The sequence below is a fragment of the Bacillus sp. F9_6S_D1_P_5 genome (genome assembly GCF_054823925.1).
Genome location: NZ_JBTREW010000005.1, coordinates 131803 through 153169 on the forward strand (window position 1 = coordinate 131803; position 21367 = coordinate 153169).

A 21367-nucleotide genomic window follows, 5' to 3' on the forward strand; every position below is an offset into this window, starting at 1 on the left:
AAATCATAATGTAAACTAGATCACCTCTGTTTCATCATTCATAGAAATATAATTTTTTTTAGATACAATCCATACACTTATAAAAAAGATAGAAAAACATCCAAATAAGCGTATAAATAAACCAGTCGCATCTTCAAACACATTTATATAAAAAACATTTGTAAATAAAAATCCATGTAACATAAATCTATCTAGTAAAACGGCAGTGATCATACATATTATTACAAGTAAACTAGGTAAAAATAATTGCAACAAAGCACTTATCATACATATAAAAATAGTCGCAAATAATTGAACGCAAAATAATAATGGATAATTCACAGAAATACTATTTACAGCCATCATATTTGACATCAAAAATAACTGTAAAATCATACTCCCAGCGAAAAAACAAACGAAAACGAATAGTTTCAAATAATATATAGAAACTAATTTCAATGCATTATTCACTCGGTAAACTACATAAACACTAAAAAAATTCGACATAGAATATACAGAAAAAACGATGGTCAAAGGAATAAATATAGTCGATAAATTATAAAAAGACATAACCTTATACAAAGTTTCCAATTCATTCATTTTTTCTTTTACAATTCCATGTTCAAAATAATTGAACAGGCAAACAATGATACTAACATTAAGTAAAAAGAGAATACTGAACCAAATATATTTCATCCTTATAGTTTCTTTCATTACATTATAAAAGAACATGCTTCCTACTCCCCCGTAAATAAAGAACTACAGAACAAAACCAAATACATAACAGTACACTAAGAAAAATTTGTAATTCAAAAAAACCAAGATCTTTAATTAAATAATCTTTAGGATTGAGAATCCCCTTTCCAATACCAAGCCAAACAATATGTAAGATGAGTGGAACTAAATAAATAAAATAAATTCGTTTTATAAAAAACGAAACTGATAAAGCTAAACTTGAAAAAACCGCACCGTATAAACCATTTAAAAATACATACATAAGAAAATATAAAGTAGGATACTCATAATAAACCGTATTAAATTGAGCTATTGGTGAAACAGTGGCAGCCATATAATTTAATATCGGATGCGGAGCAACTGTTGGATAAGTCATCGCATATAAATAAAAATTAAATAGTAAAGGGGCACTTATAATAAAAAAAGATACAATAAAATTAATAAAATAAAGTAATCTAAAATAATGACGCGTTCCCATCTTAGAAATAACAGAATAAATAAATCCATAATTTTTATCAATTCTATAAATTCCTGCTACAGCCATTGCAGAAATCATCGGAAATATAAGTACATAAAATTCACTATAAAACGGCAATCTATTAAAATGTAAAATGTTAGATAAATATGGAGATACCTCTATAACCCCAGCATCATTAAATCCTTTCGTTGTTACTAGCATAGAAATATATTGAGCAATGACAATTACTAACATAATAAATAAAGATAACCAAAACATCCTACCTTTTAAAACCCTTTCTAAAAAGTAACTCATCTACAGCTCCTCCATAAACCATTAATTAAATTTAAACCTTTTTTAATATGAACAATTGATCCGCAACACCGTAACATTTATTTTCTTTATTTAACCAGATGTAACGAAAAGAAACATTCGCTCTCTCTCCTTCAAATTTAGGAAACTCAACTTCATACTGATAAACATCATTTGTATCTTTTCTTTTTACACTCTTAACTTCTTGTTTCCACTCAATTACTTTTCCATCAGTTTGTTCAATCCGCCCCAAAAGATACGTTGGTTTTTTCTTATTCGTAACACCTGTTAAAAACACATAATAATTTTCCGGTATAACTCCTGACTTTATTTTTTTATTTGAAAGATTATCTTTTATTGCAATATCATTTCTATCTATTTGCCCTTGAAAGAAATCATCACCAGTTTCATTTCCCAAAAATACTTGTTCAAAAACAGTATTTTTATTAATTTCTTTCAACTGAATACTTTTCAAATTATCTTTTTCGGTTAAAGTATCTTCAATATTTACAATAGGTTCATCTACTTTTTTATGGCAAGAAGCTAATAAACAAATAATCAATATAAAACAACAGAATAAAATATATTTTGAAATAAGCTTCATTGCAGCTCCTCCTATTTGAAAAATGAAATAGCAGAAAAAATCGTATAATCCAGATTAAGAACTAGACGACTTTTTCTAACGTTACACAATAAATAATTTCAATTTATAATTTCTAAATCAATATTCAGTGTAAGGTCCACCAGGTCTTACACTATCAGGACTCCAAGCAGTAGGATAAGCATTATTTTCTCTAGAATAACCACCAAATCTCACAGGTACATTTTTTCCATAGTTTTCATATGCGTAATTTTGGAAAAGATACGTTTTACCTGGTCGCACCGTTCCTTCATGCTTACCTGACTCACCTGAAACATTTACCCAATCTCTCTTATCTCCATTTTTATTTTTATCCGCTTCTGTCCAAACGTTAAAAGAACCTCCGCCCTTCTCACTACTCTTCACACGCATATACATAGAAGTAGGTGTCTCTTTAGGACGTGCGTTAGTAAAATCATATGCACTCCAAAGCCTAAAGGTAAATTCTACATGATCATCCCTTGTATCAGCCTTAGCTGGTTCGGTTAAAGCAAAAGTACTAGCTAAAATACCTAAACATAAAACAGACCCAAACATAAAACGACTTTTTTTCTTACTACTCACTAAAAGCACCTCCGATAATTTGTAGCATTATATTGATTTTATTTTTTCACTGAAGAAACAAACTAAATCCTTATAATGCAATTTTATGATATCAACACCTCGACACACCTTCAACATGTTTCAGAATACTTAATATTAAATTTATAATTGTAAACATTTTGCCAAATTAACAAAAATAATAATACACTCCTAGCAAAGAAATACTTATAGCGATAACTACTTACCTATGCCTGTTCCAAATCATAAAGAGTAACTCGCCTTTCCAAGTTTTTTATTTTCTCATGCCGTTTTGAGGAAACACAGTCTAAAAATCACTTCTTAATGAAATGGGCTACTTACAAAGCTTTTTAACCTTGCTGCGAAAAGTAAAAATATAAAAAAAGCGCAGCCATTTCGGCTGCGCTTTTGAATTATTATTTAGTTTCGATTAAACCATATTTCCCATCTTTACGGCCATATACAACGTTAGTTTCATTTGTATCAGCATTTGTGAAGACGAAGAAATTATGTCCTAGCATATCCATTTGTAGGATTGCTTCTTCAACGTCCATCGGTTTTAAATCAAATCGTTTTGTACGTACAAGTTCTAGTTCATCCTCTTCTACCTCATCCAGAACAGCTACTGCTTCTGGAAGGATAAAGTTCGTTTTCATAGAACCTTTCTCACGTAACTTACGATTTACTTTTGTTTTATGTTTACGAATTTGTCGCTCAAGTTTATCAACTACTAAATCGATAGCAGCGTACATATCGCTATTAGTTTCTTCTGCACGAAGTAATAAATCAGTAAATGGAATTGTTACCTCGACACGTTGCTTGTCAGAGTATACTTTTAAATTAACTTTAATCTCTGGGAATGTATCAAAATAACGCTCTAACTTACCTAGTTTTTTCTCTACATATTCCTTTAATGCTGGAGTTACTTCAATATTTTCACCACGAATGTTGAATTTCATAGATGAATTCCTCCTTTCAAGCCTATGTACTATAATTTCGACACTGGCTTAAAAACTCCTTCTAACTTTTTTAAAAAAATTAGTGGAATTGTGATTTTTTTATCGTTTTTTGTTGAAATGAAAAGATGCATCGTTTCTATCTTTATTTTATCCTATTAACATCGTGAATAACGAATATAACTGTGGACAATTCGTTACAGAAAAGAAACAACTTTTTGACAACTCTATTCATAACAAAAACCCCTTGCAAAAAACAAGAGGTTCTACCATATATATAACGTTGCCACAAACGCAGCTTTCTCTTCCCAAAAACAATATTCCTACAGTTTCACAACATTAGCTGCTTGTGGTCCACGTGCGCCATCTACAATGTCAAACTCAACTTGTTGCCCTTCTTCTAATGACTTATAACCATCTTGTTGAATCGCAGAAAAATGAACAAACACATCATCACCGTCTTCACGCTCAATAAACCCAAATCCCTTTTCTGCATTGAACCATTTCACTCTTCCTTGCATGTTCATTCCATTCCCTTCACTCTAAAAATCAGGGCATTTGCCCCATAATTTGACTATAACGAATGACAACTTACGAAGTCAAAGAAGACTTATCGTCTTTTTATTATCTCTTTCGACAGTTATAGATCAACTTCTACAGAGCGTCAAACTAGAAACTTCTCTTGCTCCTCTATTGTATAAAAGACTTCCAATTTGTCTCACTGTAATTCCTGTCGTGTATACATCATCCACGAGTAAGATGTGTTGACCATGAAACATCTCTTCTCCTTGAAAATAAAAAGGATTACTTCCCGAAAGCCTTTCTTTACGCGTCTTCTTACTTTGCTTTTCTGTTTCCCTTCTTCTTAATGATGGATACGAAATGTTGACAGGTAAACAAGTTGCTAATAACTCTGCCTGATTAAAACCACGTTCATATTGCCGTTCCCTACTAAGCGGAACAGCAATAACAGTTGAAACGTTCGTAAAATACTTTTGAAATAGCTCTCGAAAGGATTGATGAAAAACATGAACTAACTCCGCATCTCCTCGAAACTTAAACTGTGTTACTATTTCTTTCATCTCATCATCGTACACGTACAAAGAACGATTTTTAAAAGGACGATACTTATCCTCATTTATCCACCTTACGCAATCCACACAAATATCATTTTCTTTATATTCGGAAGGCAAGTCCTCTAAAGGTCGCCCACACTCTATGCAAATCTCTCCTATAATATAGGAAAGTTTCCGCTCACATCTATTACATACATATTTTTTATGGGACTTTACAAAGAAGGTGTACCAACTAACTGTTTCCAACATATACTCATCACAAAGCAAACAATGCATTAATCGATCAACCCTTGTTCCTTCGCATTTTTGTTCATACTTTGAATGTGTTTTTTCGCGCGTACTATCGACTCTGTCTTACCGTAATGAAAATACATAACCTCGCCATATGGCTCTTCAAAACTACGACCCGCTCGGCCTGCAATTTGTACGAGCGCGCTCTCTGAAAAAATTTCTTCTTCTGCCCCTAGCACCGCCACTTGTAGGTTCTTCACAGTTACTCCCCTTTCTAAAATTGTCGTTGTAACTAATAACGGAATTTCTCCCTTTCTGAACGCTGCTACTTTTTCTTTTCTCATCGAATCTTCTGCATGTACACCATCGATTCTATTATCCAATCCTTTCAATAACTGACTTATTTCTTCTATATATCGCACATGAGGAACAAATAAAAAAATAGGATGTTTTTTGTTTACGTACATTTTTAACCATTGTAGTAACACTCGAGGAATTTTTTTATGATGAAGGCTTTTCTTCCAATTTCCGCACCAGCTAAATAGAGGAACTGGTAACGGATGACGATGGTATCTTCCTGAGACAATGACACCTTTTTGTTTCCCCTTTCTGAAATTACGCTTCCACTTTTCATCAGGAGTTGCTGTTAAATAAATACGTGCCGCTTTCTCTTTCATCGCTTGTTTCACTGCATACTGTAACATTTGATCCGCATGATACGGGAAGGCATCAATCTCATCTACAATCATGACATGAAACGCTCTATAATAACGTAACAATTGATGCGTCGTTGCAACGACTAACGCTGCATCTTTTTCACGATCTGCACTCCCTCCGTATAAAGCAGCTACATTTATATTAGGAAACACTTCTTGTAATCTCGGTGCTAATTCCAGTACAACGTCTGTTCTTGGCGTTGCGATACAAACTCTTTCTCCTTTTTGAAGTGCCTCTGCAATACCGTAAAATAACATTTCTGTTTTTCCAGCTCCGCATACAGCCCAAATAAAGAAAGATTCTTTCTGCTTAATAGCTTCTATAACACCTTGCGCCGCCAACTCCTGACCGGTAGACAAAACCCCTTTCCACTGCAACTGATTTAACTCTCTTTCTTCCTTTCTTTCCTGAATCCCACGAACGAGTACAGTACATTCACTAACTCTCCCCATCGTGATGCACTTCCGGCAATACGTGCATCTTTTACTGCACCTTTTACATAAAAATGATGCAAATAATCGCTGCTCTATATTTCCGCAGCGCTGACATATATATTTAGAAACCTTCTTTATTATGCCTTGTACACATACGACCTCTCCCTTCTTTTTCAAATCACTTAATTCTCTCCTTAAATCTGAAGAGAGTTCTTCTAATAGCAACTGTTTTCCAGCAAGCATTCACACCACCTCCAGCACTACTATAAACCTTTCTCATAATCTCGTAAAAACTCAAAAAAGCCGATAACCTACTTATAAAATAGTAAGCTATCGACTTTATACACGTTTTTTATTCAATTATAATTCTATAATCTACCGTAACCTAAGAAATGTTTTTGGTTATAAGAACTATTTACACTACCGTAAGTAACACCCGTTGATTCATCAGCAGCATGGATCATTTGACCGCCACCAATATAAATACCAACGTGAGATACGCCTGCTCTATAAGTACCTTGTAAGAAGATAAGATCTCCTGGTTTTGCTTCAGAGGCGCTAATCTTTTGTACAGAGTTCCATAAACCTCTAGTATCTTGACGACCTAAACCGTAAACATAAGAGATTAAACCACTGCAGTCAAATCCACCATTTGAAATTGACGCACTACCCCATACGTATTTCAGACCTACTAAACCTTTAGCTTTTGAAACAACATCTTGTCTGCCGCCATCAGTGCCATTGTTTGCTGGTACTGATGGAGCTGGTGTTGCTTTTTTCTCTTCTTTTTTCTTAGGCTCTTCTTTTTTATCTTGTCCATCATTGTTTGCTGTTGCTGCTGGCTCTGCCTGTGTTTGTGCTGGTTGAGCTGGAGCCTGTGCTGGCTGAGCTGCTGCTTGAGCTGCTTGCTCTGCCTGCTTTTGAGCAGCAACTTCTTGTGCAGCTTTTTCTTGTGCTTCTTTTTCAGCAATTTGTTGTAATTTTAATGCCTGTTGTTCAAGCTCCTTCAATTGATCTTCCGTACTTGTCATTGAAGTTACAACTGTATCCATTTTACCACTTAAATCGTTTACTGCAGTTGCTTTTTTCGCTTTTTCAGCGTCAAGTTCTTTTTTAGCAGTTTCAATTTGAGCTTGTGCTTCTTTTAATTCTTTTTGTTTTGTTTTTACCGTTTCAACATCTTTTTTCACGTTCGCTTGATCTTCTTGTTGTGTTTTCATGATGTCTTCGTCAGACTCAAGAATTTTAGAAACTGAATTTAAACGATCAACTAAATCTGCAATATTTTTAGAGTTTACAAGAACTTCTGTTACAACGTTTGTGTTTGGTTGTTCTTGAAGTGCAACTAAACGTTTTCTTAATAACTCTTCACGTTTTGCAATTTTCGTTTGTAGTTCTGCAATATCTTTATTTTTCTTTTCGATTAATTGCTCAGTATCAGCAACTTTTTTCGTTGTTTCATCAAGCTTTGAAGCATTTTCTTGAACAGATTTATCTAAACCTTGAATTGTTTTGTTTAAGTCGTTCATTTGTTTTTGTAATTCATCACGTTCTTGTTGTTGTTTATGTAAAGTATCATTTTGTGTATTAATTTGTGATTTCACGTCAGCAATTTTATCTTCTGCAAATACATTTGGTGTTAGTCCTGAAAACATTAACCCTGCAACTAATGCGCAAGATGCCATTTTTAGCTTTTTCATTTTATTTTTTACACCGCTTTCTTTTTTCTTTTTCCGTATATAACCTATAAAATTTATACCATAATTCGGGATTTTTTTTGCTAATGTTACGCTTTTGTAAAACAAATGTAATATTATATGTAACACTATCGCAAAATATGCATATTTTTGTATGTATGTGTAGAATTTTAAACGTTTTTTATAAGCAAAGAAAAAAACGTAAGGTTTCCCTTACGTTTTATTAAATATACTAATACGAATGCAATCCAAGCGTTATTTCATCCATTTTTCAGCCCAATTTTGGACTTCATCCATAACACTTTCTAATGCTTTCCCTTTGTCAGTTAAGCCGTACTCGATTCGAACTGGTACTTCTGGATAAACATTACGAACTACAATGCCTTCGCTCTCCAATTCCTTCAAACGCTCTGACAACATACGATCGCTCATATTCGGTATAATATCTGCGATTTCTCTAAAACGCTTTGACTCTTCAAGCAAAGATTTAATAATTAAGCCAGTCCATTTTTTACTAAGCAAAGTAAAAGCTGACTCAAACTTTGGACATAAACAAGAATTATGCTCCATATGTTTCACCTCTCTTCTATTATAATATAGTCTCTTGTAAAAAGTAAGTTATAAAACTTTCCTCATTATTTTATTTTACGTACATTTTACCATTTCCAAATATTAACTTGTCAAATTCACGTAAAATATCCGTAAAAAAACCCTCTTCCGAAAGAGAGCTTTTTATATCTTTATTACTTCGTATACCATCCAAGACCTAGTGCACCTTCACCTAAATGCGTTCCAATTACAGCACCGAAATAACCTGTGCGGATTGTGACATGAGGATATTTTGCTTCTAATTCAGCCTTCCATTCATTCGCTTCCTCTTCACGTTGTGCATGAATGATAACTGCTTCCATAGGTACCCCTTTACTTGCTTGCTCATCAAAAATTTCAACAATTCGTTTTAACGCTTTTTTACGCGTACGAATCTTTTCAAACGGAATAATGATTTTATCTCTAAAATATAAAACCGGCTTTACTTGTAACAGACTGCCAATGAAAGCTTGCGCGCTATTTAATCGGCCTCCACGTTGTAAATGGTGTAAATCATCTACTACAAAATAAGCGTCCATCGTTTTCTTCATTTCATCAAAACGGGCGATAATCTCTTTCGGATCCTTTCCTTCGCTTGCTAGCCTTGCACCTTCACGCACATAGAATCCTTGTACTTCACAACTAATCTCAGAGTCGTACGTATATACATCAATACCCTCTACCATTTGTCCAGCTGTCGTTGACGTTTGATATGTACCACTAATTCCACTTGAAAGATGGATGCTAATAACTGCATCATAATCCTTAGATAATTCTTCATATAGCTCAACAAACTTTCCGATTGCTGGTTGAGAAGTTTTCGGAAGTTCTTCTTGCTCACGCACTTTTACATAAAAATCATCTGCTGAAATTTCAGCTTCTTCTTGATAAGATTCCGTTCCAAACACAACGTTTAATGGAATCATATATATATTGAGTTCATCACGAATATGCTTCGGTATATATGCTGTACTATCAGTTACAATAGCTGTTTTCATTTGCGTACCTGCCTTATAAAAAAGTTTTTATTTCCTAATTTTACACGAAAACTAAAAATGGTGCATCCATACATGAAAATGCGGGTTTGAAATTATACTCATCATCTCGACAAATTACAACAAAAAGGTAAAATACTCACCAAAAATTTCAACTTATTTATAAAAAATGTTTGAATATAAAAACGCCCGCTTTTAAAATGTAAAGTACTAGTCATTTTGATGGATAGGAGCGTATATAAGTGTTATTACAATATTTAACAATAAAAGACTACGGTGAACACGAAATTGTTATTCAAAAATCAAGATTCATCTGTTATATTAGTCGTGCTACAACCGAAGAAGAGGCTCAAGAATTCATACAAAAAATTAAAAAACAAAACTGGAATGCAACACATAATTGTTCTGCGTATTTAATTGGCGAGCAAGATCAAATCCAAAAAGCAAATGATGATGGTGAACCTAGCGGTACAGCTGGCGTACCTATGTTAGAGGTACTAAAAAAACGCGGTTTAAAAGATACCGTCGTTGTCGTTACTCGCTATTTTGGTGGCATCAAACTGGGCGCTGGTGGATTAATTCGCGCATACGGAAAATGTACAAGCGAAGGTATTAATCATGTCGGTGTTGTCGAGCGAAAACTAATGCGTGTTATGCAGACCGAAATTGATTACACATTACTCGGCAAAATTGAAAATGAATTACGCAATTCAAAATATGCCATTAAAGATATACATTATCTCGAAAATGTCACATTTGATACGTATGTAGAAGAAGATGGAAAACAACCATTCACAGATTGGATGATTGAATTAACAAATGGGAAATGTACAATTACAGAAGGAGATATGTTGTACTTAGAACAAGATGTTGTCTAAGAATAACTATATTATCACCTTTAAAGATTAATGTAGGGAATTACTTCCCTACAAATGAACTAAGGAGATTATATATGGAAGAACGTTATTATCATCTCCAAAATAGCAGAATAAAAAAGAAACGAAGAAGAAAGTTTTTCTACTTCCTTATTTTCTTATTTTTATTTGGTAGTGTAGGACTTTATATATTAAATTCCTACTCTTCTCTCATGGGGATGTATAGTGGTTTTACTCGTGAAAAATCGGATTTGAGAACTGAAGATGTAGAAATTACAAAAGAACCTTTTACAATCCTCATTATGGGTATAGAAGATTATGCGACAGACGGTCAAAACGGTCGTACAGATTCATTAATGTTTGCAACAGTCAATCCGAAAACGAAGAAGATTTCGCTTATGAGTATCCCTCGTGATAGTCGCGTCCCAATTGTCGGAAAGAATAAAGAAGACAAAATTAACGCTGCGCACGCTTATGGCGGAGAAGAAATGGCAATCAAAACGGTCGAAGGTTTTCTAAAAGTGCCTGTAGACCATTATCTTAAAATTGATTTCCAAGGCTTTAAAGGTATTGTTGATGCTGTTGGCGGCGTTACCGTAGATGTTCCCTTCGATTTCTGGGAGCGTTCAGACGTGGATTACTACAAAAAGATCGAATTTAAGCAAGGGCAACAAGAATTAAATGGTGAAGAAGCACTCGCTTACGTTCGTATGCGAAAGCAAGATCCAAATGGCGATTATGGTCGTGCTGCTAGACAAAGACAACTACTAGCCGCTGTTGCTCAAAAACTAAATTCCACCTCTACCGTATTTAAAATTAAAGATTTAACGGCAGTCGTTGGAAAATATATAAAAACTGACATTCCTATTTCAGACGGACTGGCTCTTTACAATAAAATATCTGGATTTGATCCTTCTACAATACAAACATTCAAACTTGAAGGAGAAGACAAAAAAATAGGTGGTATTTATTACTTCCTTCCAGATCCAAACGGTATTGAGGCAGTACGTAACGAAATAAAAAAAGAATTAGGAGAAACAGCAAACACGCAAGACAATTCAACGACAAAAACCGAATCAAATCCTTCTTCAAATGCTAACTCTAACGAAAAAGCGAAGAAAGAAACGAATCAGAACCAAAATCAGAACCAAACACCAACTGAACCTCCTCCATCCACAAATGCTCATGCAGAGTGGATTATGAGAAATCAGCAATAACAAAAGAGCCAAATCGCAAATGATTTGGCTCTTTTTTATTTACTTATTAAAGTGTTGTAAAATCGCTTCTACAATTCGCTCTGATGCACGGCCATCACCGTATGGGTTAGATGCTTTCGACATCTTATCATGAGCTTCTTTATCTGATAATAATTCATCAGCAAGACTAAAGATTGTCTCTTCGTCTGTTCCTGCTAATTTTAATGTACCCGCTTCAATACCTTCTGGGCGCTCTGTTGTATCACGAAGAACAAGAACCGGTACACCGAGTGATGGTGCTTCCTCTTGTACTCCACCAGAATCAGTTAACATTAAGTATGAACGAGCTGCAACATTATGGAAATCAATTACATCTAGCGGCTCAATTAAATGAATGCGGCCATGATCGCCTAAAATATCATTTGCAGTTTCACGAACAACAGGGTTCATATGAACAGGATATACAACTTGTACGTCTTCATGCTTATCAACAAGACGTTTAATTGCACGGAACATGTTACGCATTGGCTCCCCTAAATTTTCACGACGGTGAGCTGTCATAAGTACAAGACGATCACTTCCAAGTTTCTCTAGTACAGGGTGACTATATGTTTCTTTTACAGTCGTTTTTAGTGCGTCAATCGCTGTATTTCCTGTTATGAAAATGCGTGACTCATCTTTATTTTCTTTCTGTAAGTTCGTTGCTGATTTTGCTGTAGGTGAGAAATGAAGATCTGCCATTACACCTGTTAACTGACGATTCATCTCTTCTGGGTATGGAGAATACTTATCCCATGTACGAAGTCCTGCTTCGACATGACCTACTGGAATTTGATTATAGAAAGCAGCTAAACTTGCAATAAATGTTGTCGTTGTATCACCATGTACAAGTACAATATCCGGCTTTGCTTCTTTCATTACTTTATCCAAACCTTCTAAGCCACGCGTTGTAATATCAATTAAAGTTTGGCGGTCCTTCATAATATTCAAATCGAAATCTGGCGTAATTCCAAAGATACTTAATACTTGGTCTAACATTTGACGATGTTGCGCCGTTACAGTCACAATCGATTCAATTTTGTCTGAATGCTTTTGCAACTCTAATACAAGAGGTGCCATTTTAATTGCTTCTGGACGTGTCCCGAAAATTGTCATTACTTTTAAACGTTCAGTCATTTCATTGCCTCTTTTCTTTCACTAGTTACAAATTCTATTATGACATATAAGAATATACATGAATACATGCCTTTTTAACGAATAACGGAAAAGTCTCTCTTACAAATACTTTCTCTTCCAATCGAATAATAATCTATCCCTTGCTCTTTGACACCCTCAATAGTATAACAATTTCTTCCATCGAATAAAATAGGCTCTCTCATAAGTTGTGCGTACTTTTCTAACGGATAAGCCCTGATTGCTTCCCATTCTGTTATGATAAAAGCCGCACTCGCTCCTCTAATCGATTCATCTATACATTCGCTATATTGTATAGTCTCCCCAAAGATATTTTTCATATTGTGAATCGCCTTTGGATCATATAGAACTACATCCGCACCCATATGAATTAATTCTTGTATCATAATAAGGGACGGTGCGTCTCTTATATCATCCGTATTCGGTTTAAATGCCGCTCCCAGCACGGCAATCCGCTTCTTGTTCATATTTATTACTTCCTTCGCTTTCTCAATCAATAACAACTGTTGTTTATTATTCACTTCAATGACTGCTTTTAACAAGCGAAAATCATGCGCCACATTCCCTGCAATTTGCACAAGTGCTTTCGTATCTTTCGGAAAGCACGATCCCCCATAACCAATGCCCGCATTTAAAAATGACGCACCAATTCTCTTATCCATTCCCATCCCTTTTGCAACATCCAATATATTTGCTCCTACCTTCTCACAAATATTTGAAATTTCATTGATAAAACTAATTTTTGTCGCTAAAAAAGCATTCGATGCATATTTAATCATCTCTGCACTTTTTATATCTGTAACATATGTTTTTAAGCGTAATTCACTATACAAATTCTCAACTTTTCGTGCTGCTTCCTCATTATCTGCTCCAATTACAATACGATCTCCTTGAAAAAAATCGTAAATACCTGAACCTTCCCGTAAAAATTCTGGATTTGATACGATATGTAATTCATATCTATTTTGTAATTTCTCCTCAATCCATCCCCTCATAACATCATTCGTCCCTACAGGAACCGTACTTTTTGTAACAACAATGACATCGTTAGTCGCATATGTTCCAATATCGTCACAAGCACTTCGAATATATGTTAAATCCGCTGTCCCATCTAATAAAGATGGCGTCCCAACCGCAATAAATATAAATTCTGCATCATTAAATGCTTTTACTCTACTTGTTGTAAAAGTTAAATGATTATTATCACATGCATCACTTATTAATTCATATAAACCAGCTTCATAAATAGGTAAATCCCCTTGCTTTATCCGTTCAATTTTCTCATCATTTATATCAAAACATGTGACCGAGTGGCCTAACATCGCCAACCCTACTCCTGTAATCAATCCAACATATCCGGTACCTATTATCGTAATTTTCATTTCCTTTTCGCACAGGAATATACAATAGAAAATATACGAATACATAGAATTCTCCCTGTGCTTCCCCCTCTCACATTAAAAATGAGAAAACTCTTTTACTTCTTTATTATATGAATTACTTTTCCCATTCTTTTTTAAGTTTTTGTAAAATTAAATGCACCAATATAAAGTGAAATTTTATTCAGTGAAAGAGCATCTATTTTCCGCTCATTATTAGCTAAACCAATCGAGACTTCACAGGAATTAAGGTTCCCACCTCACCTCTTTGCTCCAACTGAATTTTGAGGTGGAAACCTTACTGCCCGTTCATGCGGATAAATTCCCACATTTTAACACGGAACTTACTCATTTCTACGTGTAACACTTATAATACTGAAATAAAAGTATTCACTATTAAAGAAAAAGAGAAAATGTCATATTCCAAAGCCTAATACGATTAACCTTCTCAAATGATTCAACATTCTATATGCAATTGTCATATATTCTATCTGCTTCCATTTATCGTAAATAGAAAAAAAGATTGAATTCTAATCTTTTTGTGATACCATATGTTATGAGCCTGCAAATAAACATCATAATTTTCAGATAAATATATTTAAAAAAATTACGTTAGACTATAAAAGGGTGGGGTATTAATGGACTCACAAGTGATTTATGCCATTTTGGCATCTTTCATCACTGTACTCGTCGTTACTCCTTTAGTTATTAAGTTAGCTTTTAAAATAGGAGCAACGGATAAGCCAAACGCTCGTAAAGTACACCAAAAGATTATGCCTCGTCTTGGCGGGTTAGCGATATTTATTGGTGTAGCTGTAGGATTTGTTGTCGGCGGCTTATACGAACAAAGAATGTTATCGATAACGCTAGGTGCGATTATCATTGTAATCATCGGTATTTTAGATGATATGTACGAGTTATCTGCGAAGGTAAAATTCGGTGGACAACTACTAGTTGCCATTATGATTGTTAAAAGTGGATTATTAGTGCAAGTATTATACATCCCAATCCTCGGGGATACTGAACTTGGATGGCTTGCTTATCCAATTACAGTATTTTGGATTGTAGGTATTACAAATGCAATCAACTTAATTGACGGCTTAGATGGATTATCTGCTGGTATTTCATCTATCGTACTTGCAACGCTAGCATATATGGCCTTCACTAGCCCATGGGGCACTGGAGCTGCTATTATCTTACCACTAGCATTAATTACATTAGCAAGTACAATCGGATTTTTATTCTACAACTTCCATCCAGCAAAAATCTTCATGGGAGATACAGGCGCACTATTTTTAGGATACTGTATTTCTGTTATATCGTTACTTGGGTTATACAAAAGTGTAACGTTATTCAGCTTTATCGTTCCAGTTATCATTTTAGGCGTACCTGTATTTGATACGACATTTGCAATTATTCGTCGTATCGTAAATAAAAAACCTATTTCAGCACCAGATAAATCGCATTTACATCACCGTTTACTTGCAATGGGCTTCTCTCATCGTAAAACGGTACTAATTATATACGCATTCGGTATTTTCTTTAGTGTAAATGCAATTATTTTCTCTAGTGCAACATTATGGTTATCCATTATTCTTCTTTTCGTTTTAATCTTCTTTACAGAGATTATTGCTGAAGTAATCGGGCTTGTACACGAACGTTACAAACCACTTATTTCCTTTTATAAAAAAGTGAAAAAACGCGAAGACTAATTGTAGTATAGCCTTTACAATTATGAAATATTCAAATAGCATCCTCTTTCTTATAAGAGGATGCTATTTTTTATTCATTATTTTACATTTCCAAAATATAGTTTGTTTGAGAGTCCCACTATTGGAGAAAGATATACATAATAAGAAAAGGATTATATTTTCTTTTTTACATCTTTGATTGTCAAACTGAGGGTGAATGTTATGATCAAGCGAGTATTCCAATACATTATTTTATTTTTAACGATTACGATGTACGCGTCATCTTATGCAGGAGCAACTACCATTACCCCTGCTCAACATCATCCAAATACCGAAACTACCTCTTCTACCAAAAAAATCGCGTACTTAACATTTGATGATGGACCAAACAAATATACTACGCAAATTTTAAACATCTTAAAAGAAAAGAACGGAAAAGCAACCTTCTTTGTTATTGGTGGAAAAGTGCCACATTATAAAAAGACAATGCAACGATTAATTAAAGACGGACATTATATCGGACTTCACAGTATGTCACACGATGTAAAACGCCTTTACACTGGTGACCCATCTGCTTTAATTACAGAGATGGAACAAACACAAAACATCGTTCAGCAAGTTACAAAATTAAATACACATCTCGTTCGTGTCCCGTACGGTAGCATGCCTTACTTAAAAAAGAATTACCGTGATGCACTTGTATCCGCTCAGTATAAAATGTGGGATTGGACAATCGATACATACGACTGGAAAAGCTATGATAATCCTTCTGCCATACTTGAAAGAGTACGTAATCAGAGTGATGAACAAGTCGAAGTAATTTTAATGCATGATTCGAGTGTAACTGTACAAATACTGCCACAAGTAATTGATTACTTACAGTCACAAGGATACAAACTTCTTCCCTATAATCCATCTTCCCACCTTGAAGTAAACTTTTGGAAAGACACAAGATTGTAACAGCTTTAGTGCCTATGTGCTAAAGCTGTTTTATTTTTCTCTTCCCACCCTTCCCATTTTTGTGTAAAATTTTAAATAGTGATGAAGTTTCGAGGTGAATAGAAATGAAACGAATAGATCTCATTTTTAACGCAATACAAAAAGGCAATTATACAGAAGGTGTAACCGCATCAGAACTAGCTACCCAGTTGCAACTAGATCGCGCCAATGTAAGTAGTGACTTAAACAAACTTGTAAAAGATAAACGTTTATTAAAAACAAATACGCGTCCTGTTCGTTTTTATATAGAAACGAACGCTTCGTTGGAAACGCATTCAAAAGAAGTGACTTCATTAGATACATTTGCAATTGAAAATACGAGCCTTAAAATCGCAATTGAAAAAGCGAAAGCTTCTATTCTCTATCCTCCAAACGGTATGCATACTTTACTGCTCGGAGAAACAGGAGTCGGAAAATCTATGTTCGCTTCTTTAATGCACGAATATGCAATTGAAGTTGACCAACTTCCTAAAAATGCACCATTTATCGTCTTTAACTGTGCTGATTACGCGAATAATCCACAGCTACTACTCGGGCAGTTATTTGGGATTAAAAAAGGAGCTTATACAGGGGCAAGCGATCAAAAAGGGTTAATTGAAAAAGCACATGAAGGAATTCTTTTCTTAGATGAAGTACATCGTCTTCCTCCCGAGGGACAGGAAATGCTTTTCACCTTTATTGACCGCGGAGTATACCGCCGCCTTGGAGAAACAGAAAACGAACGTAAAGCACAAGTATTAATCATTACTGCAACAACAGAAGAACCAAATTCATTTTTATTAAAAACATTTACAAGACGTATCCCGATGACTGTTACGCTGCCACCACTTCGTGAGCGTACACATAAAGAACGCTTTGCTTTACTACAACTATTTTTCACAAATGAAGCAATTCGCTTGCGAAAAGAAATTCACGTTAGTCCGAATGCAATGCGTTCTTTCGTCTTTTACAATTGTCCCAATAACATCGGTCAATTAAAAACGGATGTACAAATTGCCTGTGCAAAAGCCTATTCTGACTTCGTGACAAAGAAACGTGATTCTGTCCATGTTTCAAGTACAGATTTACCTTGGTATATGAAAGAAGGGCTATTCATTGAAAGAAAGAGCCGTCATCTATACCAAATACCAAATGAAACATTTATATTTACAGGTAATGAAGGTTGGAGTAATCATAAGATAGAAAATGAAAAACAGTCTTCTATTTACGATTATATTGATTATAAATACGAAGAACTTCAAGCTCGTGGTATTGAAGAGGACGAATTAGAATTACTTATAGAAAATGATCTTCAAAGCTTTTTCGTACAATATTTTAACCAAATGTCCAAAAAAACAAGTCATGAAAATGTTTTTAAAATTGTGGATCGTAATATCGTTTCCGTTTGTGAAAGAATTGCAGAACTTGCTGAAAAGCATTTATCTAAGACGTTTGATGAAAAAGTATTTCTCGCTTTAAGCTTACATGTACAGACAACTCTACAACGTTTGCAAGCTGGAAAACAAATTCATCACCCACAATTAAATCAAATTCGTACGAAATATAAAGAAGCGTTTTCCGTAGCTATGCAATGCATTCAATTACTAGAAGACGAATTACAAATAACAATGCCTATCGATGAAGCGGGCTTTTTAACAATGTTCTTCGTTGTTGACCCAATTCCTGCTTCACAAACAGAAGTAAAAGTATTAATATTAGCGCACGGTAACGGTATCGCAACAGAAATGGCAAACGTTGCAAACGAACTGCTCGGCATTGAGGAAGTAACCGGTATCGATATGCCGTTACATGAATCGCCGAAAGATTTCTTAGAGCGTGTGAAAGTGTATATGAAAACACTTCAAAATGTAAACGGGCTTCTCTTACTCGTTGATATGGGATCCCTCGCTTATATTGGTGATATATTAGAAACTGAGTTCAAAATTCCAGTGCGTGTTCTTTCCATGACGAGCACTCCACATGCACTAGAAGCAGCTCGAAAAGCTCAGCTTGGCTACTCGTTAGATGCCTTATATGAAACAGTGAAGAATTTAACACCGTTTTACTTAAACGTACAAGAAGAAAAGAAAAAACCACTATCGCCAATGAAATCTGTTATTTTGACAGCTTGTTTAACTGGAGAAGGCAGTGCTTTAGCTATTCAAAAAATGTTAGAGAACTATTTGCGATTTGACAAAGACTTAATTGAAATTATTCCGATTAGTATCGTCCATGAAAAAGATTTAACGAAAATGATTGAGAACATAAAAAAAGAGCGGAATATCATTTGTATCGTCACGAATTTCGATGTGCAGGTGCCATGCTTAACGTATCATTTCCAAGACATTGTAAACTACACAGCAATTCAGCCAATTCAAGAATTAATTACGTATGAAGAAACATATGCAAAAATGGCTGATATTCTTGAACAACAAATGCAGCGCAATGACGGAGCACTACTTATTAAAACAATTCGTTACGCATTAAATACAATTCAAGAATTAATTTCCTTACAGCTAACTCCTGACAGCTTAATGGGTGTGATTCTGCATATGAGCTGTATGGTGGACCGTCTTCAAAAAGGAGAAAGCCTTCTCCCTCATCCAGATAAAGAGAAACGAAGACAAGATGAGTACTGGATGTATATGAAAGTGAAAAAAGCATTGCAACCGATTGAAAATACATTTGAAATACAAATACCTGATGACGAAGTGTTTTATGTTATGGACTTCTTCATTAAAAATCAGCCTGTAAAAAATTAACCGAGGTAGTTGTTTTAATATATCGATTTACCAACAATAATCGATAAAATTTATACCTTATAGAAAAAAGGCTGTTCCAAAATATGGACAGCCTTTTTTCTACTTCTTTACTTTCCTGATTCTCCCCCTGATTTCGCCCTTCTTATTGGACTTCGTATAAACATTTACATACACATTCGCCTGGATGATTTCTTGCAGTAAGCTATCAAATGCTCTCCCCTGTAACGGCCCTTCAAAATCTTCCACATTAGCTACACCAGTAACGACTCCTTCATTTACACTAATCCCTTGCTTTAACGGACCAAATAAACTTAAAACAACTGGGCCAATTTGATCCGCTTTCCCTAAATGAATTTGGCATGATGTAACTTTTTCGATGTTTTTCAATATGACCCGATATTGTAATTTCTTTAAATCACCACTAAATATAAACTCTGCTACGCCAAAAGCTTCTGTATTTACAGGAGGTATTTCCCTCTTGCCTGTTAACCTCGCAAAGAAATGTGTTGTCATACGGGCATTCTCCTCATATAAATTTCCCAGCACTACTTCTACTACTTTATGGTTTATACATAATCATTTATGACTTTTTCAAACTTTAATTACGAAGAAAAGATTCACACAATCTTTACATTAGAATCGTTCCTTTTGCCTCACTATTTCTTGTATAATGCACATAGAAAAACATTCTCGGAGGTCGTTTTGGAAAAAAACAAATACACTTTTCACACATTATTAGAGATTTTTCTCATCTCATTTAAATTAGGACTTACTTCGTTTGGTGGCCCTGTCGCCCATCTCGGCTATTTCCACCACGAATATGTACAAAAAAGAAAATGGATGGATGAACGAAGCTATGGAGATTTAGTAGCATTATGTCAATTCCTTCCTGGTCCCGCTAGCAGTCAAGTCGGTATGGGGGTTGGATTATTAAGGGGCGGCCTATTAGGATCTATTATTTCATGGATTGGATTCACTTTACCGTCTGTGCTCGTTTTAGTTTTCTTCGCCTCATTCCTTAATCAGTTCGATCTTGGAAGTGCTGGCTGGATTCATGGACTAAAACTTGTAGCAGTCGCTATTGTCGCTCATGCCATATGGGGAATGGCGCAAAAATTAACGCCAGACCGAAATCGTGCGACGATCGCTATTGTAACTGCCGCAATCGCCTTATTATGGCCAAGCAGCTGGACACAAGTCATCCTCATTATAATATCTGGCTTTATCGGTTGGTTTTTATATCGCAACCAACCAATTAGCCAATCTCAACATATAAAAGTACCTATTTCAAAAAAGATAGCAGTTTCTTGTCTCGTCTTATTCTTTGGACTATTACTGCTGCTACCAATATTAAGACCGTTCTCTTATTACATCGCTTTATTTGATAGTTTCTACCGCTCTGGTGCACTTGTATTTGGAGGCGGACACGTCGTGCTACCTCTTCTTGAAGGTGAGTTCGTACAAAACGGAATAATGACGAAAGAACAGTTCCTAGCTGGATACGGATTAACACAAGCCGTACCAGGACCACTATTTACATTCGCTTCTTATATAGGCGCAGTGTTAAACGGAACGCTTGGAGCACTACTCGCAACAATTGCAATCTTTCTTCCTGCTTTCTTACTCGTTATTGGTGTTTTACCATTTTGGAACAGTGTAAGAAAAATATCTTTCATACAAGGCGCACTACTTGGAGTCAATGCAGCTGTTGTCGGTATTTTATTAGCAGCTTTTTATGATCCAATTTGGACAAGCACAATTATGAACGCTGTAGATTTCGTTTTCGCGTCTCTTCTATTTTGCTTGCTCGCTTTTTGGAAAACACCACCTTGGGTTATCGTTATACTCGGAGCCTTTGGCGGATATATTCTATCCATTTTGTAAATAAAAAACGACGGCATGATATAGCCGTCG

20 protein-coding genes are annotated in these 21367 nt (G+C 35.0%); 6 read left to right on the plus strand and 14 right to left on the minus strand.

The features are described 5' to 3' along the window. Window positions 1-15: 15 nt before the first annotated feature. The 11 genes from ACUXEY_RS08485 to ACUXEY_RS08535 form a co-directional block, all read right to left on the minus strand. Window positions 16-711 carry a hypothetical protein gene (locus ACUXEY_RS08485; RefSeq protein ID WP_429602339.1) on the minus strand — a complete coding sequence of 232 codons (696 nt, stop codon included), beginning with the start codon at window positions 709-711 and terminating at the stop codon, window positions 16-18. Next, window positions 698-1486 (minus strand): hypothetical protein, encoded by a 789-nt coding sequence (locus ACUXEY_RS08490; RefSeq protein ID WP_461300458.1) that lies wholly within the window; start codon window positions 1484-1486, stop codon window positions 698-700. Before ACUXEY_RS08490 ends, ACUXEY_RS08485 begins: the two co-directional genes overlap by 14 nt. Before the next feature lie 31 nt (window positions 1487-1517). Continuing rightward, a complete protein-coding gene (locus ACUXEY_RS08495) occupies window positions 1518-2087 on the minus strand; it encodes a hypothetical protein (protein ID WP_166702730.1) in 570 nt (189 codons plus the stop codon). A gap of 117 nt (window positions 2088-2204) precedes the next feature. After that, a complete protein-coding gene (locus ACUXEY_RS08500; RefSeq protein WP_461300459.1) occupies window positions 2205-2687 on the minus strand; it encodes a hypothetical protein in 483 nt (160 codons plus the stop codon). A 413-nt stretch (window positions 2688-3100) separates the two neighbouring features. Next, window positions 3101-3643, minus strand: coding sequence for a ribosome hibernation-promoting factor, HPF/YfiA family (gene hpf, locus ACUXEY_RS08505; RefSeq protein WP_087959291.1), 543 nt, complete (start codon window positions 3641-3643; stop codon window positions 3101-3103). Between the two features lie 320 nt (window positions 3644-3963). Next, a complete protein-coding gene (gene cspC / locus ACUXEY_RS08510) occupies window positions 3964-4161 on the minus strand; it encodes a cold shock protein CspC (RefSeq protein WP_001990088.1) in 198 nt (65 codons plus the stop codon). Between the two features lie 126 nt (window positions 4162-4287). Continuing rightward, window positions 4288-4992, minus strand: a complete 705-nt coding sequence (locus ACUXEY_RS08515; protein WP_461300460.1) for a phosphoribosyltransferase family protein — start codon at window positions 4990-4992, stop codon at window positions 4288-4290. After that, window positions 4992-6341: an ATP-dependent helicase ComFA gene (gene comFA / locus ACUXEY_RS08520; RefSeq protein WP_461300461.1), complete on the minus strand. Its 1350-nt coding sequence runs from the start codon at window positions 6339-6341 to the stop codon at window positions 4992-4994. The genes ACUXEY_RS08515 and comFA overlap by 1 nt, the downstream gene beginning before the upstream one ends. 125 nt (window positions 6342-6466) lie before the next feature. Beyond that, entirely contained in the window at window positions 6467-7903 is a 1437-nt protein-coding gene (locus ACUXEY_RS08525) for a C40 family peptidase (RefSeq protein ID WP_461300462.1), read from the minus strand. A 147-nt stretch (window positions 7904-8050) separates the two neighbouring features. Next, a complete protein-coding gene (locus ACUXEY_RS08530; protein ID WP_000400857.1) occupies window positions 8051-8365 on the minus strand; it encodes a winged helix-turn-helix transcriptional regulator in 315 nt (104 codons plus the stop codon). 173 nt (window positions 8366-8538) lie between these two features. After that, the gene (locus tag ACUXEY_RS08535; RefSeq protein ID WP_166702735.1) at window positions 8539-9381 is read right to left on the minus strand and encodes a DegV family protein; all 843 of its coding nucleotides are present in this window, start codon (window positions 9379-9381) and stop codon (window positions 8539-8541) included. A gap of 239 nt (window positions 9382-9620) precedes the next feature. Here ACUXEY_RS08535 and ACUXEY_RS08540 point away from each other — a divergent pair, with 239 nt between their 5' ends. Further along, window positions 9621-10256 (plus strand): YigZ family protein, encoded by a 636-nt coding sequence (locus ACUXEY_RS08540; protein WP_461300463.1) that lies wholly within the window; start codon window positions 9621-9623, stop codon window positions 10254-10256. A 74-nt stretch (window positions 10257-10330) separates the two neighbouring features. Further along, complete coding sequence (locus ACUXEY_RS08545; RefSeq protein WP_461300464.1) at window positions 10331-11470, plus strand: LCP family protein; 1140 nt, start codon at window positions 10331-10333, stop codon at window positions 11468-11470. A 39-nt stretch (window positions 11471-11509) separates the two neighbouring features. Here the strand turns inward: ACUXEY_RS08545 and wecB are convergent, their stop codons facing one another. Then, entirely contained in the window at window positions 11510-12625 is a 1116-nt protein-coding gene (gene wecB, locus ACUXEY_RS08550) for a non-hydrolyzing UDP-N-acetylglucosamine 2-epimerase (protein ID WP_166702738.1), read from the minus strand. Between the two features lie 74 nt (window positions 12626-12699). Further along, window positions 12700-14070: a UDP-glucose dehydrogenase family protein gene (locus tag ACUXEY_RS08555; RefSeq protein ID WP_461300465.1), complete on the minus strand. Its 1371-nt coding sequence runs from the start codon at window positions 14068-14070 to the stop codon at window positions 12700-12702. Window positions 14071-14660: 590 nt separating this feature from the next. On the opposite strand from ACUXEY_RS08555, the gene ACUXEY_RS08560 reads away from it, so the two are divergent. The 3 genes from ACUXEY_RS08560 to ACUXEY_RS08570 all read left to right on the plus strand — a co-directional run bounded on the left by ACUXEY_RS08560 (window position 14661) and on the right by ACUXEY_RS08570 (window position 19453). Continuing rightward, complete coding sequence (locus ACUXEY_RS08560) at window positions 14661-15734, plus strand: glycosyltransferase family 4 protein (RefSeq protein ID WP_016718934.1); 1074 nt, start codon at window positions 14661-14663, stop codon at window positions 15732-15734. Window positions 15735-15935: 201 nt separating this feature from the next. Next, window positions 15936-16673: a polysaccharide deacetylase family protein gene (locus tag ACUXEY_RS08565; RefSeq protein WP_461300466.1), complete on the plus strand. Its 738-nt coding sequence runs from the start codon at window positions 15936-15938 to the stop codon at window positions 16671-16673. 104 nt (window positions 16674-16777) lie between these two features. Then, on the plus strand, window positions 16778-19453 hold the full coding sequence (locus ACUXEY_RS08570) for a PRD domain-containing protein (RefSeq protein ID WP_461300467.1): 2676 nt from the start codon (window positions 16778-16780) through the stop codon (window positions 19451-19453). Between the two features lie 99 nt (window positions 19454-19552). On the opposite strand, the gene exsM is transcribed toward ACUXEY_RS08570, so the two are convergent. Next, the gene (exsM, locus tag ACUXEY_RS08575; protein ID WP_461300468.1) at window positions 19553-19966 is read right to left on the minus strand and encodes an exosporium regulatory protein ExsM; all 414 of its coding nucleotides are present in this window, start codon (window positions 19964-19966) and stop codon (window positions 19553-19555) included. A gap of 189 nt (window positions 19967-20155) precedes the next feature. Between exsM and ACUXEY_RS08580 the strand changes: the two genes are divergently transcribed. Further along, entirely contained in the window at window positions 20156-21337 is a 1182-nt protein-coding gene (locus ACUXEY_RS08580) for a chromate transporter (RefSeq protein ID WP_461300469.1), read from the plus strand. Window positions 21338-21367 lie beyond the last annotated feature (30 nt).

What these genes read in the sequence shown, in the direction of transcription:
- exsM (WP_461300468.1), bottom strand. Translation starts at nt 19,966, where the DNA reads ATGACAACACATTTCTTTGCGAGGTTAACAGGCAAGAGGGAAATACCT.
- ACUXEY_RS08495 (WP_166702730.1), bottom strand. Translation starts at nt 2,087, where the DNA reads ATGAAGCTTATTTCAAAATATATTTTATTCTGTTGTTTTATATTGATT.
- cspC (WP_001990088.1), bottom strand. Translation starts at nt 4,161, where the DNA reads ATGCAAGGAAGAGTGAAATGGTTCAATGCAGAAAAGGGATTTGGGTTT.
- ACUXEY_RS08515 (WP_461300460.1), bottom strand. Translation starts at nt 4,992, where the DNA reads ATGCATTGTTTGCTTTGTGATGAGTATATGTTGGAAACAGTTAGTTGG.
- ACUXEY_RS08535 (WP_166702735.1), bottom strand. Translation starts at nt 9,381, where the DNA reads ATGAAAACAGCTATTGTAACTGATAGTACAGCATATATACCGAAGCAT.
- ACUXEY_RS08555 (WP_461300465.1), bottom strand. Translation starts at nt 14,070, where the DNA reads ATGTATTCGTATATTTTCTATTGTATATTCCTGTGCGAAAAGGAAATG.
- wecB (WP_166702738.1), bottom strand. Translation starts at nt 12,625, where the DNA reads ATGACTGAACGTTTAAAAGTAATGACAATTTTCGGGACACGTCCAGAA.
- ACUXEY_RS08545 (WP_461300464.1), top strand. Translation starts at nt 10,331, where the DNA reads ATGGAAGAACGTTATTATCATCTCCAAAATAGCAGAATAAAAAAGAAA.
- ACUXEY_RS08485 (WP_429602339.1), bottom strand. Translation starts at nt 711, where the DNA reads ATGTTCTTTTATAATGTAATGAAAGAAACTATAAGGATGAAATATATT.
- hpf (WP_087959291.1), bottom strand. Translation starts at nt 3,643, where the DNA reads ATGAAATTCAACATTCGTGGTGAAAATATTGAAGTAACTCCAGCATTA.
- ACUXEY_RS08530 (WP_000400857.1), bottom strand. Translation starts at nt 8,365, where the DNA reads ATGGAGCATAATTCTTGTTTATGTCCAAAGTTTGAGTCAGCTTTTACT.
- ACUXEY_RS08490 (WP_461300458.1), bottom strand. Translation starts at nt 1,486, where the DNA reads ATGAGTTACTTTTTAGAAAGGGTTTTAAAAGGTAGGATGTTTTGGTTA.
- comFA (WP_461300461.1), bottom strand. Translation starts at nt 6,341, where the DNA reads ATGCTTGCTGGAAAACAGTTGCTATTAGAAGAACTCTCTTCAGATTTA.
- ACUXEY_RS08560 (WP_016718934.1), top strand. Translation starts at nt 14,661, where the DNA reads ATGGACTCACAAGTGATTTATGCCATTTTGGCATCTTTCATCACTGTA.
- ACUXEY_RS08565 (WP_461300466.1), top strand. Translation starts at nt 15,936, where the DNA reads ATGATCAAGCGAGTATTCCAATACATTATTTTATTTTTAACGATTACG.
- ACUXEY_RS08570 (WP_461300467.1), top strand. Translation starts at nt 16,778, where the DNA reads ATGAAACGAATAGATCTCATTTTTAACGCAATACAAAAAGGCAATTAT.